Below are 15,034 nucleotides of genomic sequence, written 5' to 3'. Positions count from 1 at the left end.
CATGCCGCACCACCGTTTCGCAGCAAGGAGCCCTTGTGACCACCGACCTCGTTCTCCTCTCCGCCCGGCTGCTCGACCCGGGCACCGGGGAGTTGCTGCCGCACACCGCGCTCGCCGCGGGCGGCGGCCGGATCACCCGTCTCGGCGACGACCGCGAGCTGCGCGCGCTGGCCGGACCGGCGACCACGGTGATCGACCTCCGGGGGGCGGTGGTCACCGCCGGGTTCACCGACGGGCATCTGCACCCGGTGTCCGGCGCCGAACGCACCATGGGCGTCGACCTGTCCGGCTGCCGGGACCTCCCGGCCGTGCGGGCCGCCCTCGCGAAGGCCGTCGCGGCGCTGGAACCCGGTGCCTGGCTGCGCGGCTGGGGCCTGGACCCGAACGCCTTCGGTGACCAGCCGGTCGGCTCGGCCGCTCTCGGCCCGGTCCTCGACGGCGTCCCCGCCCTGCTGGACCTCTTCGACGCCCACTCCCTGGTGGCCAGCCCGCGCGCTCTGGAGCTGGCCGGTGTGACCGGCCCGCGCCGGTTCGAGCAGGCCGCCGAGATCGTGTGCGACGCCGACGGCCGGCCCAGCGGTCTGCTGCTGGAGGACGCCGCCTGCGAGCTGGTCGAGGCCGTCGCCCCGCGCCCCACCGAGGCCGCGCTGCGGGCCCGTACCGCCGAGGTGCTGCACGGCATGGCGGCGGCCGGGCTGACCGGCGGCCACGCCATGGACGCGAACGGCACGAGCCTGGCGACCCTGGCCGCGCTGGAGGACGAGGACGCGCTGCCGCTGCGGCTGCGGGTGGCACCGTGGTGCCAGCCGGGCGCCGACGCCGACGCGGTGCGGGAACTGATACGGCTTCAGGGCACCGGCGGGCGGCTGTGGCGGGTCGCCGGGGTGAAGCTCTTCATGGACGGCACGATCGACAACGGCACCGCCTGGCTGGAACGCCCCGACTGCCACGGCGAGTCCACCCACGCCTTCTGGCCCGACCCGGAGCGGTTCGCCCAGGTCGTCGCCGAGCTGCACGAGGCGGGGGTGCCCACCGCGACCCACGCCATCGGCGACGCGGCCGTACGCCATGTGCTCGACTGCGTGGAGAAGGCGCGGGCCGCGCACGAGCGGCCGGTGCGGCACCGGGTCGAGCACATCGAGACGGTCCCGGACGACACGGTGCGGCGGTTCGCGGCGCTCGGCGTGGTCGCCTCCATGCAGCCCACCCACTGCTGCGAGTTCACCCGTGCCGACCACACCGACAACTGGTCGCGGCGGCTCGGCGAGGAGCGGGCCTCGCGGGCCTTCCGCTGCCGCGACCTGTGGGAGGCCGGCGCCCGGGTCGTGCTCGGCTCCGACTGGCCCATCGCGCCGTTCCCGCCGCTGGGTGTCATGGCCGGCGCCCGGCATCGCCGCCCGAGCGACCTGTCCCTGCCGCCGCACGGCCCCGAGCAGGCGCTGACGCCGCTCCAGGCGCTCCAGGGCGTCACCGTGAACCCGGCCTGGGCCGCGGGCGAGGAGCACACGGCCGGCCGTGTGGCCGTCGGACACCGTGCGGACCTCACCGTCCTCGCCGACAGTCCGCTCGACGTGGCCGACACCGAGCTGGCCGGACTCCCCGTGCGGCTCACGGTCGTCGGCGGCCGGCCCACGTACCGGGCGCCGGAGCTGTGACGTGGGGGCCCGTCACGGCGACGGGCCCCTTACCGCATTCGCACCGCTCCCTCCATCCCCACCAGGGATGATCCGTCACGCGTTTTCCGCGCCCGGCTGTCCACCCGCGGTATGAACCTCGCGCGCACGGCCAACGCACACCGCGCACTTCGCCTCTTGCACGGCGCAACCCCCCACCACAGAAGGGAACCGCCGTGCGCTCAGGTACGCGCATACCAGTCCGGCACACGATCCTCGCCCTCGCCGCGGCGGGATCGGTGCTGGCGACACCGCTCTCACCGGCCCACGCCGCAGGCCCGTCCCCGTCACCCGACCTGCGCGCGGACGTGAACCGCGACGGCACGGTCGACGTGACGGGCGGCAGCGACAAGGCCGGTGAGGACGGCTGGACCGTCGGACGCGGCGCGGTCCACCTGCCCAACCTCGACGACGACACCAAGCGCTGCCCGACCACCGGCCCGGACGGCAGACCGCTGTCCGACGCCAAGCTGGCCGCCTGCGACGACGCCTCCGACAGCAAGGTCAACGGCACTGCCGACGCCGCCGACCTCGCCCGGGTCCGTTCCGTCCCGATGAGCGGCGTCGCCGCCGACGCCAAGGGCAGTGTGCAGGTCACGAAGCGCGCCAAGCACACCCATGTGTTCCTCAAGCGCTCCGGCAAGTGGGTCCTGGTCACGCCCGACACCCGGCTGACCGCGGCCGAACTGCGCTCCGGGGTGGAGTTCGGCGTGGAGGCCACCGATGTGATCCGGGACAGCGCGAAGTGGGACGGCCGCGCGGTGATCCGGCTGACGGTGTCGTCCGGCGGCCGCAGCAGCTCCGACTCGGTCACCCTGCGCGTCGCCCCGCTCCTCACCCACCACCACCTGCAGAACACCCAGCAGGTGATGGTCACCAAGGTGAACGGGGCGGGCGAATACGGCCGCCTGCAGCGGAAGTTCGTCAAGGACCTGGCGAAGGAGGTCGAGAACGCCGGCATCACCAAGCCGCTGGTGACGTTCGAGAAGTACGGGGACCCGTGGGCGCAGGACTTCGTCGAGCCCGCGTACGTCGGCATGACGGGACCCGGCGGGCGGCGGCACGTGATGCGGGTGATGCTGCGCTCGGCCCAGCTGGACCGCGAGGCGGGCCGGGAGCTGTTCGAGAAGGTGCGGGGCCGTGACGTCGGCGTCGTACAGGTCTCCGACCGCGCGCAGCCGGACGACTGGTCGCTGAACTCCATGGGGAACCTGGAGACGATCCCGCCGTACGCGCACGGCGGCCGTTCGTTCCCGGCCGGACGCATCATCATGGGCTGGCGCAAGGACACCGGCGAGCGGCCCTCGCCGGGGATGCGCACGCTGCTGAAGTCGCAGGGTCTCCAGGACCCGCTGCTGCTGGACACCTCGTGGCTGGGTGTCGGCCACGTCGACGAGTTCGTGCAGTTCCTGCCCGCCGACACGCCGCGCGGCTGGCGGATCGGGGTCGCCGACCCGCGGGCCGGCCTGCAGTTGCTCCGTGACGCCCAGCGGGACGGCCACGGCGCGACGAAGATGTTCTCCGTGCCGGGCCTCGACGGCGCACCGGCCCCGAAGGAGACCATCGACCAGGCCCTCGCCTCCCGGCACTTCGTCGCCGACAACACGATGGCGGCCGAGCGCATCGCGGCGAACCTGGAGATCCTCAAGCGGGAGACGGGCGTCACCGACGCCGAGATCGTCCGCGTGCCCGCCCTCTACACGCGCGAGGCCGAGACGCGGGCGGCCGACGGCGAGGAGGTGCCGATGCCGCGGCTGACGCGCCTCGGCGGCGGCTCCTCGCTCGCCGGGACGTATCAGGACCACGGCCAGCAGAAGTGGCTCGCCGAGGACGGCGCACGCTCCTCCAAGGCTCCTCGGGAGACCGTCATGACCAGCGCGTACGTCCCCGGCGCGGTCAACGGTGTGCTGCTCGCCCGCGACCGCTATCTCGCCCCGCGCCAGTGGGGTCCGGTCATCGGCGGCAAGGACGTCTTCACCGAGGCGGTCACCGCCGTGTACCGGAAGGCCGGCCTGAAGGTGTCGTACATCGACGACTGGTACACGTACCACCTCGGCATGGGAGAGGTGCACTGCGGCACCAACACCCTGCGGGACGCCTCGGCCGCCTGGTGGGCGAAGCCGGTGCGTTGACGCCCCGTCCCCTCAGGGGCCCTGGGCCGGCCCGCCGGATCAGGGCGGGGACTTGTCAGGTCAGGGACTTCCCGGAGGGGACGACGATCCCGTAGAGGTCGCCGATGGCCGCGAGGGCGCCCTGGTGGACCTGGGCGGCGGGTACTTCGGTGCCCGCCGCCGGAAGGGCCCGCGTCGCGCAGGCGTCGGCGACCACGGTGGGCCGGTTGCCGCGCAGGAAGGCGCCCTGGGCGGTGGCCAGCACGCACATGTGCGTCATGAAGCCCACGACGACGACGTCCTTGCGGCCGGCGGCGTCGACGAGGTCGCCCAGCTCGGTGTCGGCGAACGAGTTCGGGAGCTTCTTGACGACCACGGCCTCGCCGTCGGCCGGCGCCACGCTCGGGTGGATCTGACCGATCTCGGCGCGGATGTCGTAGGGGGTGCCCTCGCCGCCGTCGTTGACGACGTGGACGATCGTGGCGCCCGCTTCCCGGGCCCGGCCCAGCAGCTCGGCGGCGGAGTCGAGCGCGGCCCGCCAGCCCTCCAGCTCCATCACTCCGCCGGCATAGGTGTTCTGGTAGTCGACGAGGATCAGGGTCGAGTCGGCGAGCGACGCGGGCGTGTCGTCGAAACCGCTGAGTGCCCGCAGAGTGGTCGTGGCCATGGGAGTACCCCCAGATGTCTGCATGCCAAGTGCGCTGACTGGCTCGGTGTGTGCGGCCCGTCCGTGCGGTGAGGGGCCCCGCGCAGAAAGCTACGGCTCCGCTCGACGCGTCGGCAATGTCATCTAACATGCAGATCCGGACATCGCTGCTGCCGACCGGGCGGAGGCCCCTTGAGCACCGTCGAACGACTCGTCGTCATCGTCCTCTTCGAGGGCGTCGACCTCCTCGACGTCACCGGGCCGCCGGAGGTGTTCTCCCTGGTGCGGCGCGAGGTGCCGGAGACGGCGGGCTATCGGGTGGTGCTCGCCGCCGAGACACCGCGACCCGTGACCACCGCCGCCGGGGTGCGGGTCCTCCCCGACCTCACCTTCGACGAGGTGTCCGCGAAGAGCATCGACACCCTCCTGGTGCCCGGCTCCGTCGAGATCGACAGCCGGCGGCGCGTGCACGCCCTCACCGACCCGGCGGTGGTCGCCCGGGTGAAGGAACTCGCCGGGCGGAGCCGCAGAGTCGCCTCCGTCTGCGTCGGCGCCCACATCCTCGCCGCCGCCGGCCTCCTCGACGGCAAGCGCGCCACCACGCACTGGTCGACCGCGCAGCAGCTCGCCGCCGACCACCCGGCGGTCGAGGTCGACGCCGACCCGATCTTCATCCGCGAGGGCGACGTGTGGACCGGCGCGGGCATCAGCGCCTGCCTCGACCTGTCCCTCGCCCTCGTCGCCGACGACTTCGGCGAGGCGGTCGCGCTGCGCGTCGCCCGGCAGCTGGTGATGTACCTGAAACGGCCCAGCGGGCAGAGCCAGTTCAGCGTTCCGCTCGAACCGGTCTCCACGACCCGCCGGGTGGAGGACCTGCGTCACCACATCATGCGGAACATCGCCGAGCCGCTCACCGTCGCCGATCTCGCCGAGTACGCGCATCTCAGCGAGCGGCAGCTGACCCGGGTGTTCAAGGCCGAACTCGGCATGACCCCGAGCGCCTACGTCGAGTCCGCCCGCGTCGAGATGGCCCGCAACCAGCTCGAGTCCACCGACGCGACCCTCGAACGCGTCGTCTCGGCGTGCGGCTTCGGTACGACGGACACCCTGATCCGGGCGTTCCGCCGCAGGCTGAACACGACACCGACGGAGTACCGGCGCCGTTTCCGGGCCACGTCCGGCTGAGCGGGGGCCAGGGGCGGACCTCGGCGAGTTGACCTTCGACTTGGTCGAGACCCGAGGATGACCGGGTGCCGAATTCCGAGTTGATGCCGATCGGGGTCTTCGCCCGCCGCAGCGGTCTGACGTCGAGTGCGTTGCGGTTCTACGCCGACGCGGGGCTGCTGTCCCCCGCCGAGGTCGACCCTGCCTCGGGCTACCGCTACTACAGCGCCGACCAGGTCGCACGCGCCACGCTGCTGCGCGGGCTGCGGGAGATCGGGATGCCTTTGAGCACGGTGCGGACGGTGCTCGACGCCGCGCCTGCGGACGCGTCCCGGCTGATCGACGAGCATGTCGCGTCGCTCCTCGCGGACGCGGCGGCGGCACGCCTGACCGCGACGGCGATCCAGGGCGCGCTCGCCACCGGGCCGGGCCTGCCGCTCGCGACGCTGAAGGGTCCGGTGCTGGCGGACGCCGTGGAGCAGGTCCTCACGGCGACGGCCCATGACGTGACTCTGCCGGTGCTGGGGGGACTGCGGGTCGAGGTGACCCGGGAGGCGATCACCCTCACCGCGACGGACCGGTACCGCCTGTCCACGCGGACCCTGGTGCCGGCCGAGCCCGCCGGCACGGTGTGGGCCGCCACGGTCGACGGCGACGATCTGCGGGCCGCGGTCGCCGAGCTGCGCCGCAGCGCGGTGGTACGCCTGGAGGCGACGCCGCACGGGCTCCGCCTGCGTGGCACGGGCCAGGCGGGCCGGCACTGCCGGGTGCTGGCGGAGGAGTTCCCTGACATCGGGCTGATGCTCGACTCGCTCGACGAGGTCACCACCCGGGTGGCGGTCTCCAAGGACGTGTTCCTGCGGGCTCTGGAGCAACATCCCGGCGACCGGATCACCCTGCGCGCGACCGACCGCGGCCTGGCGGTCCTCGCGGCCGACGGCACGTCCCGAGATGCCGGCCTCCCGGCGCGTGTGACGGGGCACGACCTGCGGATCTCCTTCGAACTGACCACGCTGTACCCGGCCGTCAGCACCGCCGTCGGCCCGGACCTGCTGATCGACCTGCGGGGCACCGCGCAGCCCGCCACGATCCGCTCCGCCGACCGCGGGGACCTCACCACCTGGGCGATGCCGGTGAGAACCGGCTGTTCCGGATGACCACGACACCCCATGAGTACGACGACGAAAGGGCCCCGAACCATGACCGCACCGCCGACCGCACCGGACTCCCCGGACGCCCCGGACGCCCCGGACTCACCTGACCACACCATGGAAGCCATAGCCCGAGCCGTCACCGAGGGCCGCGCGGGCCGTACCGCCGACGCCCGTCGCGAGTTGCTGGCGCTGTGGTCCTCGATCGGCGTCACCGGCGACCCGCTGCACCGCTGCACCCTCGCGCACCATCTGGCGGACCTGTACGAGGATCCCGCCCAGGCCCTGGCCTGGGACGTCCGCGCGCTGGACGCCGCCGACGCCGTCACCGAGCAGCGCGCCCGCGAACATCACGCGGACCTTCGCATCGCCGGTTTCTACCCGTCCCTGCATCTCAACCTGGCCGACGACTACCGCCGGCTGGGCGCGTGCGGGGCCGCGGCCGACCACATCGACGCGGCCACGAAGGCCGGGCCCGGCCTCGGGCAGGACTCCTACGGCGACCTGATCCGGGGCGCGGTCCGCGAGGTGGCGGAGGCCATCGCCCGGCGCGACACGGCGCCGCGCGCCTCCGCCCCCGGCGCCACGGTCTGACACCGGACGCCGGACGCCGGACGCCGGGCGAGGGACTGGAACAGTGCCCCGCCCGGCGTCCGGAGCGTCAGAAGGTGAGCTTCCAGCTGTCGATGTAGCCGGTGTCCTGTGCGGCCACGTCCTGCACGCGCAGCCGCCACGCGCCGTTCGCCGTTTCGGCGGAGGCGTTGACGGTGTAGGTGGCGATGACGTTGTCCGCGGAGTCGGAGCTGCTGGAGTTCTTCAGCCGGTAGGCCGTGCCGTCGGGGGCGAGCAGGTCGACGACCAGGTCACCGCGCCAGGTGTGCTTGATGTCCACGCCGACCTGGAGCGTGGCGGGCGCGTTCCCCGCGCGGTCCGTGACGGACACGGTGGACGTCACCGCGGCGCCGTTGTCCGGGACGGCGACGTCGGTGGTGTTCTCGTACGTCGAGCCCGGCGGCGTGGAGGTCGTCGTGCCCAGGGTCCACACGGCGTGGGCGAGGGCGTCGCTGTTGCGGTCGAGGGCCGTGTCGTTGATGTTCGTCGTGGTGTCGCAGGAGGAGTGGTAGCAGCGGTCGAAGGCCTGGCCCGCGGTGCCGCCCCACTTGGTGGCCTGCGCCGCCGTCTTCGTGCGGCTGGCGCCGGTGAACAGTCCGCCGACGGGTATGCCGGCGTTCTTGAACGAGGCGTGGTCGGAGCGGCCGTCGCCCTCGGTCTCGATCTCCGTGGGGACGCCGATGCCCGCGTACCAGTCCTTGAAGACCTTCTCGATCGCGGGGTCGTCGTCGTAGACGAAGTAGCCGGGGTTCGGGGAGCCGACCATGTCGAGGTTGATGTAGCCCGCGATCCGTGAACGGTCCCCGGTGGCCAGGCTGTTGACGTAGTACTTGGAGCCGACCAGGCCCAGTTCCTCGGCGCCCCACCAGGCGAACCGCAGGTGCCTGGTGGGTTGCAGCTGGGCGCGGGAGACGGCGAGCGCGGTCTCGAGCACGGCGGCGGAGCCGGAGCCGTTGTCGTTGATGCCGGGGCCGGAGGAGACGGAGTCGAGGTGCGCTCCGGCCATGAGGACCTGGTTGGGGTCGCCGCCGGGCCAGTCGGCGATCAGGTTGTAGCCGGTGGCGCCGGAGGAGGTGAACTGCTGGACGGTGGTGGTGAATCCGGCGGCGTCCAGCTTGGCCCGTACGTAGTCGAGCGAGGCCTTGTAACCGGGGCGGCCGTGGGCGCGGTTGCCGCCGTTGGCGGTGGCGATCGACTGGAACTGGGTGAGGTGCGCCTTGACGTTCGCGAGGGGGATGTCGGGGGCCGCGAGGGCCTGCGGAGCGTCGGGGGCGCGGTCGCGGGCGGTCGCCGAGGTGGCGGGCACGGCGGCGAGCAGGGCGGCCACGGCCAGGGTGGCCACGGTCGCGGTGCGTCTGCGGAAGGGTCTGGGCAGCGTGGACCGGGGAGTCGTCATGTGGGGGGTCCGCACTTTCTCGTCTAGGGGTGGGGTTCCGGACGGTGTCTGAAGCGGGGGTGCCAGAGCTGTGCGGGTGCTGTGCGCTGCCTGATGTTCAGTGAGATGTCGGTGTCCCGTCAAGAGGTTTTCCGGACGCGGGTGTTCGCTCAGCGGACATCAGTGGTGCGGCCCGGCGTTCTCGTCGAGCGTCCAGCCGTGCGGATCCACCCCGGCGACCTCGCGGAACTCACGCGTCGGCGCCGGTTCCGCACATGCCGTCTGCGCGACTGCCCCCGGATCTCTGCGTGTTCGGCGTTTTCTGACGCTCGCTCAGTCTCCGCGGCGCGCCTCTTCGAGCGTCAGCCCGGCAGCTGGTTCGTCGTCCGGCGGCCGTGCCGCGTCACATGCCGGCGGTCAGGCCTCGTCCCCGACCCGCAGCACGGCCAGCGTGATGTTGTCGGGGCCGCCCGCCTCGATGGCCGCCTTCCACAGCTCGAACGCCGCCCGGCCGTCGTCGTGTCGGCTCAGCACGTCCTCGATGACCTCCGGCGGCAGCGGGTCGGTCACGCCGTCGGTGCAGACGAGATAGCGGTCGCCGGGCGTCAGGGGCACGGGGGCCACGTGCGGCCGCACTGCACGGTAGAAGGGGCTGCCGCCGAGGCACTGGGTGACGATGGAGGTGGTGCGGTGCCCCGGTTCCAGTGGCGGGCTGTCGTCGACGCTGAGCTGCCGCAGCCCGTCCCGGTCCATGGCCAGGACCCGGCTGTCGCCCACGTTGAACACCAGCAGTGAGTCGTCCCGTACGACGACGCCGGCGACCGTCGTGCCCATGGTGGCCAGCTCGCCGCCGTCGTCGCCGCCGGCGGCCTCGTAGACCTCCCGGTTGCAGGCGTCGAGGACGTCGCGTATCGCGTCCTCGCCGGTCAGGTCGGTGCCCACCGCGGCGATCCGCTGCACCACCAGGGAGCTGGCGATCTCCCCGCCGGGGTGCCCGCCGAGGCCGTCGGCGACGGCGACGACCAGCGGGCCGCCGAGCGGGAAGACCAGTGTCTGCGGGCTCTCGGTCACGGTGGCGCACAGCGTCCACGGGCCGATGACCAGGCTGTCCTCGTTCCGCGACCGCAACAGCCCGGGGTGGCTGAGCGCACTCACAGCGACGTAGGGCATGGGGCGGCACCGCCTTCCGTACCGGCCGCGTCGGAGGGACCGGGTTGCTTCCAGTCTAGGAAGCGCGGCTGCTTCGCGGCGGTCCTCGGACGGGCGGCACCACGGTCTCCGGCACGCGCCGGGTGAGTCCGCCGCACCGCGGAGACGTTCACGTGAGGGTGCGAAAGACTGGGGGTGTGAGCGTATGTCTCACCGCGCGGCCGGCAGGGTGCCGGCCGGCGCCGACCGGGAGGGATCAGCGACGTGATCATCTTCGGTACCAAGGGGTATCTGTACCAGCTCGCGATACTGACGCTGGTGTGCGGCCACTGCCGCAATCCGGCCGCGCACACCCTCAGGAAGCGCGTCACGAAGTTCACGCTGTTCTTCGTCCCGCTGTTCCCGGTCTCGACGAAGTACATGACGCAGTGCACGTTCTGCGGCGCGGAACAGAAGGTCACCCGGGAGCAGGCGGAGCAGCTGCGGGCGCAGGCCGTGGCCGGCCCGCCGTACGGGCAGGGCGACACGCTGGACGCGCGCCGGTGACGGCGTACGACACGCTGGTGCGGGCAGTGCCGCCGCCCGCGGAACCCGTCGACGCGCGGGGCGACTGGACCGCTGTGGAGGCGCGCCTGGAGGTGCGGCTGCCGGACGACTACAAGTGGCTGGTCGAGACCTATGGGTGGGGCGAGTACTGCGACTTCCTGTACCTGCGGACCCCCTTCGGCACCAGCCGGCACAACGGCCTCCAGTGGCGGCGCGGCCACGGTCCGGGCACGGACAGCCCGCACGGCCTGCTGATCTGGGGGACGACGATGGACGCCGACCGGTTGTGCTGGCGTACCGACGGCGAGCCCGGGGACTGGCCGGTCGTGGTCTGGGGCGAAGCCCGTCAGTCCGAGGAGTTCGCCATGGGGGCGCTCGAGTTCGTCGACGGCTGGGCCCGGGGACGGCTCGACTCCCGGCTGCTGGGCCGCATGGAGCCGGACCTGGCGCCGTGGTTCAACGCCTTCCGGCCGCGTGTCCACCGGTGCCTGGTGCTGTCCGAGGGACCGCACCCGTACGCCGATCGGCTGCGGATCCTCCGGGAGGCGCTGGCGCCCACGGCCGACCGGGGCAGCTGGACGTCGGAGCGGGGCGAGTCGGGACAGGACCACTTCGCCACCGTCGACTCGGACTGGCTCCTCACCTACGACCGGACGAACCCGCACCAGATCCGCGTGGGATTCCCGCCCGGGGACAAGGCGGAGGTCCGCCGCCGTCTGTTCGCCGCCTTCCGCCTCATGGGCTGCGAGGTGCTGGCGATCAGGACGGCGGCGGGCTCGCCGCTGACGTCGTGGGAGGCGGAGACCGCGGAGGACCGCGAGGAGTGAGGACGCGCGTCGATGGTCACCTCACCAGGCACGGGCGCTTGTTGTCGAACCGCCAGTCCTTCACCAGGTAGCGCATGCCGATGGCATCGTCGCGGCCCGAGAGGCCCTGCTCGAGGTACAACTCGTGCGCCGCGAGCAGACGTTCCCGGTCGAGCCGGAGGCCGAGGCCGGGGGTGTCGTCGACCGCGACCTCGCCGCCGACGATCCTCGGGGGTGCGACGGTGAGCCGTTCCGTGCCCTCCTGCCAGATCCAGTGGGTGTCCAGGGCGTTGTAGTCGCCGGGTGCGGCGGCCCCGCAGTGGGCCATCATCGCCAGCGAGATGTCGAAGTGGTTGTTCGAGTGGCAGCCCCAGGTCAGGCCCATGGCGTTGCAGAGCTGGGCCACCCGCACGGAGCCCTGCATGGTCCAGAAGTGCGGGTCGGCGAGCGGGATGTCGACCGACTGGAGGGCCAGGGCGTGGGTGAGCTGGCGCCAGTCGGTGGCGATCATGTTGGTGGCGGTGGGCAGTCCGGTGGCACGGCGGAACTCGGCGAGGATCTCCCGGCCCGAGTAGCCGTCCTCGGCGCCGCACGGGTCCTCGGCGTAGGCGAGGGTGCCGAGCAGGGGCCGGCACAGTTCGACGGCCTCCTTCAGCGACCAGGCGCCGTTGGGGTCGAGGGTGATCCGGGCCTCGGGGAAGCGTTCCTTCAGTGCCTGGACCGCCTTGACCTCCTCCGCGCCGGGCAGGACACCGCCCTTGAGCTTGAAGTCGCGGAATCCGTACCGCGCGTAGGTGGCCTCCGCCTGGCGGACGATCGCCTCCGGGGTCAGCGCCTCCTCGCGGCGGACGCGGTACCACTCGACGGCGGCGTCGGGCTCGCGGAGGTAGTCGAGGTCGGTGCGGTCCGGGTCGCCGACGTAGAAGAGGTAGCCGAGGACCCGTACGGAGTCGCGCTGTCTGCCGTCGCCGAGCAGTGCGGCGACGGGGACCTCCAGGTGCTGCCCGAGCAGGTCGAGCAGCGCCGACTCGATGGCCGTGACGGCGTGCACGGTCGTGCGCAGGTCGAAAGTCTGCTCGCCGCGGCCGCCGTCGTCGCGGCTGCCGAACCGTTCCCGCACGGTCCGCAGGACACGCTGGTGGTCGCCGAGGCGGGCGCCGACGACGAGGGGGCCGGCCTCGCGCAGGGTACGGGTGATCTCCTCGCCGCCCGGTACCTCGCCGAGTCCGGTGCGGCCCTCGGAGTCCTCGACGACCAGGATGTTCCGGGTGAAGTAGGGGGCGTGCGCGCCGGAGAGGTTGAGCAGCATGGAGTCGCGGCCTGCCACCGGGTAGACGGTGAAGCCGGTGACGACGGGCTGGGTCATGGAGCGAGTCCTTACAGGGGTAGTGGGATGTTGACCGGGTTCACAGGCTCAGGGCGTCCAGGACGCGTTCCAGGGCCAGGACACCTCCCAGGCCGAGGACGGCGAGCACGGTCGTGTACGTGGTGCGTGCCTTGATCGCGTCGAGGACCGACAGGTTGAAGTACTCCTTGAACATCCAGAAGCCGGGGTCGTTGACGTGCGAGAAGGCGATCGAGCCGCAGGAGACGGCGAGCACCATGATCTCGGGGTGGATGCCGCTGCCCGCGACCAGCGGCAGGACGACACCGGAGGCGGTGACGACGGCGACGGTCGCTGAGCCGAGGGCGACCCGGAGGATGGCGGCGACGAGCCAGGCCAGGATGATCGGCGAGATCGACCAGCCGTGGGTGGCGTCCTTGATGTACTCGGAGATGCCGCCGTCGACCAGGACCTGTTTGAAGGCGCCGCCGGCCCCGATGACCAGCAGGATCATCGCCATGGCCTGCGCCGCGCCCTTGCAGGAGGCGCTGACCTCGGCGAGGCTGCGGCCGATGCGCGGCCCGAAGGCCCAGATGGCGACGAGGAGCGTGAGCAGCAGCGCGACCGGGGCCGAGCCCAGGAACTCGACGGCGTGCACAACCTCGTTCCTGGTCGAGGTGGCCATGTCGGTCACGGCGGCGCCCGCGATGAGCACCACCGGCAGCAGCGCGACCGCCAGCGCCCAGCCGATGCCCGGCATCTCGTCGTCCTCGAAGACCCGGTCGCTGACGAGGCCCTTGGGAAGGGACGGGTTCATCGCCCGGACGAACGGCAGCCGGGGCCACACCAGGGCGACGAGCGCCCCGGCGGGGACGGCGACGAACAGGCCGTAGAACAGGGTGAGTCCCACGGAGGCGTCGAAGGTGGCGGCGACCGCGGTGGGGCCGGGGTGCGGGGGCAGGAAGCTGTGCATGGTGGACAGGGCGATGGACATCGGCAGGCCCACCCACAGCAGGTTCGACCGGGTGACGCGGACGAGGGTGAAGGCGACGGGCACGATGATGACGAAGGCGACCTCGTAGAACATCGTGACGCCGATGAGCATGGCCGTCAGCACCATGGCGATCTGCACCCCGCGCGGCCCGCAGACGTCCAGCAGCCTGGTGGCGATGCGCTGGGCCGCGCCGGAGTCCCCCATCACCCGGCCGACCATGGCACCGAGGCCGATGGTGAGCATGGTGTCCCCGATCTGGCCCCCGATGCCCTCGGCCAGGACGTCCGGGATCTCCGCCGCCGGTATCCCGCGCACCAGGGCCACGCCGACGGCCACCAGGAGGAGGGCGGCGAAGCCGTTGAGCCGGAGCTTCGTCATGAGGAGGAGCAGGACCAGGACGCTGATCCCGACGACGACAAGTGGCATGGAGCAGTTCCCCTTTGAACTGTGCTGGTCGGTCTCCGCCGCGGTGTCAGCGCTCGGCGCCGACCAGGTCGAGGCCTTGGTCGAGGAGCTTGCGGAGGTCGGTGAGGTCGTCGGGTCCGGGGTCGGTGAGGGGGGCGCGGACCGGGCCGACGGGCAGGTCGCGCAGCCGGGCCGCCGCCTTGACGAGGGAGACGGCGTAGCCGGGACGGCGGTCGCGCAGTTCGACGAAGGGGACGTAGAAGCCGCGCAGGAGGTCGTCCATCCGGGCGGTGTCGTCGGCCTGGAAGGCGGTGAAGAAGGCGAGGGCGATCTCCGGGGCGAAGGCGTGGACGGCGGACGAGTAGGCGGGGACGCCGACGGCTGCGTAGGCGCGGGCCTGGATCTCGGCGGTGGCGGCGCCGTTGAAGAACAGGAAGTCCTCGGGGGCGGCGAGGGTGAGGCGGCGCAGCCGGTCGAGGTCGCTGTGGCCGTCCTTCAGGCCGATGACGCCGGGGATCGCGGCGATGCGGCGCAGGCTGCCGGCGGTGAAGGCGACCTGGTCGCGCTGGTAGGCGACGAGCGGGAGCCGGGTGCCGGCGGCGATCCTGCGCAGCTGCTCGACCAGGCCGTCCTGGGGTGCCCGGAGCAGGTAGTGCGGGAGGACGAGCGCGGCGTCGGCGCCCACGTCCTCGGCGACCCGGGCGAACCGCAGTGCCTGGGCCCAGCCGTAGCCGATGCCGGCGACGACCGGGAAGCGTCCGCGGGTCACCTCGACGGCCGTGCCGACGACGGTGCGGTACTCGTCCTCGTCCAGCGCCGTGAACTCGCCGGTGCCGCAGGCGGGGAAGACGGCGCCCGGCGCGGTGGCGAGCTGGTGCTCGAGGTAGGCGCGGTAGGCGCCCGGGTCCAGGTCGCCGTTCTCGCGGAAGCTGGTCAGGGGGAAGGACAGTACGCCTCGCGTCATCCCCTCCCTCAGCCGGCCGGCGACGGCGGCGGTGCCCCGCGCGCTCTGCGAGTCCTGCGCGCTCTGCGAGTCCTTCGTGTCCGTCCTGTCCGTGTCCACTTGTCCACTCCCATG

The 15,034-nt window shown here is 72.5% G+C and carries 13 protein-coding genes; 7 read left to right on the top strand and 6 right to left on the bottom strand.

What is annotated here, in order from left to right; translation table 11 throughout:
• The first annotated feature begins 35 nt into the window (after positions 1-35).
• Both AMK31_RS30270 and AMK31_RS30265 read left to right on the top strand, forming a co-directional pair.
• Positions 36-1,655, top strand: coding sequence for an amidohydrolase (locus AMK31_RS30270; RefSeq protein WP_073943874.1), 1,620 nt, complete (start codon positions 36-38; stop codon positions 1,653-1,655).
• 194 nt (positions 1,656-1,849) lie between these two features.
• The gene (locus AMK31_RS30265; protein ID WP_073943873.1) at positions 1,850-3,805 is read left to right on the top strand and encodes a protein-arginine deiminase family protein; all 1,956 of its coding nucleotides are present in this window, start codon (positions 1,850-1,852) and stop codon (positions 3,803-3,805) included.
• A 55-nt stretch (positions 3,806-3,860) separates the two neighbouring features.
• On the opposite strand, the gene AMK31_RS30260 is transcribed toward AMK31_RS30265, so the two are convergent.
• Positions 3,861-4,451 (bottom strand): cysteine hydrolase family protein, encoded by a 591-nt coding sequence (locus AMK31_RS30260; protein WP_073943872.1) that lies wholly within the window; start codon positions 4,449-4,451, stop codon positions 3,861-3,863.
• Positions 4,452-4,622: 171 nt separating this feature from the next.
• Here AMK31_RS30260 and AMK31_RS30255 point away from each other — a divergent pair, with 171 nt between their 5' ends.
• The 3 genes from AMK31_RS30255 (at position 4,623) to AMK31_RS30245 (ending at position 7,339) form a co-directional block, all read left to right on the top strand.
• Positions 4,623-5,615, top strand: coding sequence for a GlxA family transcriptional regulator (locus AMK31_RS30255; protein ID WP_073943871.1), 993 nt, complete (start codon positions 4,623-4,625; stop codon positions 5,613-5,615).
• 65 nt (positions 5,616-5,680) lie between these two features.
• On the top strand, positions 5,681-6,751 hold the full coding sequence (locus tag AMK31_RS30250) for a DNA polymerase III subunit beta family protein (protein ID WP_073943870.1): 1,071 nt from the start codon (positions 5,681-5,683) through the stop codon (positions 6,749-6,751).
• Positions 6,752-6,793: 42 nt separating this feature from the next.
• The gene (locus AMK31_RS30245; protein ID WP_241842756.1) at positions 6,794-7,339 is read left to right on the top strand and encodes a hypothetical protein; all 546 of its coding nucleotides are present in this window, start codon (positions 6,794-6,796) and stop codon (positions 7,337-7,339) included.
• A gap of 67 nt (positions 7,340-7,406) precedes the next feature.
• Here the strand turns inward: AMK31_RS30245 and AMK31_RS30240 are convergent, their stop codons facing one another.
• Both AMK31_RS30240 and AMK31_RS30235 read right to left on the bottom strand, forming a co-directional pair.
• On the bottom strand, positions 7,407-8,753 hold the full coding sequence (locus tag AMK31_RS30240) for a M28 family metallopeptidase (RefSeq protein WP_073943868.1): 1,347 nt from the start codon (positions 8,751-8,753) through the stop codon (positions 7,407-7,409).
• 396 nt (positions 8,754-9,149) lie between these two features.
• Positions 9,150-9,902 (bottom strand): PP2C family protein-serine/threonine phosphatase, encoded by a 753-nt coding sequence (locus tag AMK31_RS30235; protein ID WP_073943867.1) that lies wholly within the window; start codon positions 9,900-9,902, stop codon positions 9,150-9,152.
• 243 nt (positions 9,903-10,145) lie between these two features.
• On the opposite strand from AMK31_RS30235, the gene AMK31_RS30230 reads away from it, so the two are divergent.
• Complete coding sequence (locus AMK31_RS30230; protein ID WP_073943866.1) at positions 10,146-10,427, top strand: zinc-ribbon domain-containing protein; 282 nt, start codon at positions 10,146-10,148, stop codon at positions 10,425-10,427.
• Complete coding sequence (locus AMK31_RS30225; protein ID WP_073943865.1) at positions 10,424-11,254, top strand: SMI1/KNR4 family protein; 831 nt, start codon at positions 10,424-10,426, stop codon at positions 11,252-11,254. The genes AMK31_RS30230 and AMK31_RS30225 overlap by 4 nt, the downstream gene beginning before the upstream one ends.
• 16 nt (positions 11,255-11,270) lie before the next feature.
• Here the strand turns inward: AMK31_RS30225 and AMK31_RS30220 are convergent, their stop codons facing one another.
• Genes AMK31_RS30220 through AMK31_RS30210 form a run of 3 tightly spaced genes read right to left on the bottom strand, consistent with a single transcriptional unit; the run spans position 11,271 to position 14,920 of the window.
• Positions 11,271-12,599, bottom strand: coding sequence for an enolase C-terminal domain-like protein (locus AMK31_RS30220; protein ID WP_073943864.1), 1,329 nt, complete (start codon positions 12,597-12,599; stop codon positions 11,271-11,273).
• Positions 12,600-12,639: 40 nt separating this feature from the next.
• Positions 12,640-13,977, bottom strand: coding sequence for a gluconate:H+ symporter (locus AMK31_RS30215; protein WP_073943863.1), 1,338 nt, complete (start codon positions 13,975-13,977; stop codon positions 12,640-12,642).
• A 46-nt stretch (positions 13,978-14,023) separates the two neighbouring features.
• Positions 14,024-14,920, bottom strand: a complete 897-nt coding sequence (locus AMK31_RS30210) for a 5-dehydro-4-deoxyglucarate dehydratase (RefSeq protein WP_073943961.1) — start codon at positions 14,918-14,920, stop codon at positions 14,024-14,026.
• Positions 14,921-15,034: the final 114 nt, after the last annotated feature.

It is taken from the genome of Streptomyces sp. TSRI0107 (genome assembly GCF_001905845.1).
Taxonomy (GTDB): domain Bacteria; phylum Actinomycetota; class Actinomycetes; order Streptomycetales; family Streptomycetaceae; genus Streptomyces.
This window is presented reverse-complemented; position numbering and strand designations above follow the sequence as displayed.

Excerpts from the sequence above, each read along its gene's own strand:
- AMK31_RS30220 (WP_073943864.1), bottom strand. The coding sequence starts at position 12,599 with ATGACCCAGCCCGTCGTCACCGGCTTCACCGTCTACCCGGTGGCAGGC.
- AMK31_RS30210 (WP_073943961.1), bottom strand. The coding sequence starts at position 14,920 with ATGACGCGAGGCGTACTGTCCTTCCCCCTGACCAGCTTCCGCGAGAAC.
- AMK31_RS30260 (WP_073943872.1), bottom strand. The coding sequence starts at position 4,451 with ATGGCCACGACCACTCTGCGGGCACTCAGCGGTTTCGACGACACGCCC.
- AMK31_RS30245 (WP_241842756.1), top strand. The coding sequence starts at position 6,794 with ATGACCGCACCGCCGACCGCACCGGACTCCCCGGACGCCCCGGACGCC.
- AMK31_RS30240 (WP_073943868.1), bottom strand. The coding sequence starts at position 8,753 with ATGACGACTCCCCGGTCCACGCTGCCCAGACCCTTCCGCAGACGCACC.
- AMK31_RS30215 (WP_073943863.1), bottom strand. The coding sequence starts at position 13,977 with ATGCCACTTGTCGTCGTCGGGATCAGCGTCCTGGTCCTGCTCCTCCTC.
- AMK31_RS30235 (WP_073943867.1), bottom strand. The coding sequence starts at position 9,902 with ATGCCCTACGTCGCTGTGAGTGCGCTCAGCCACCCCGGGCTGTTGCGG.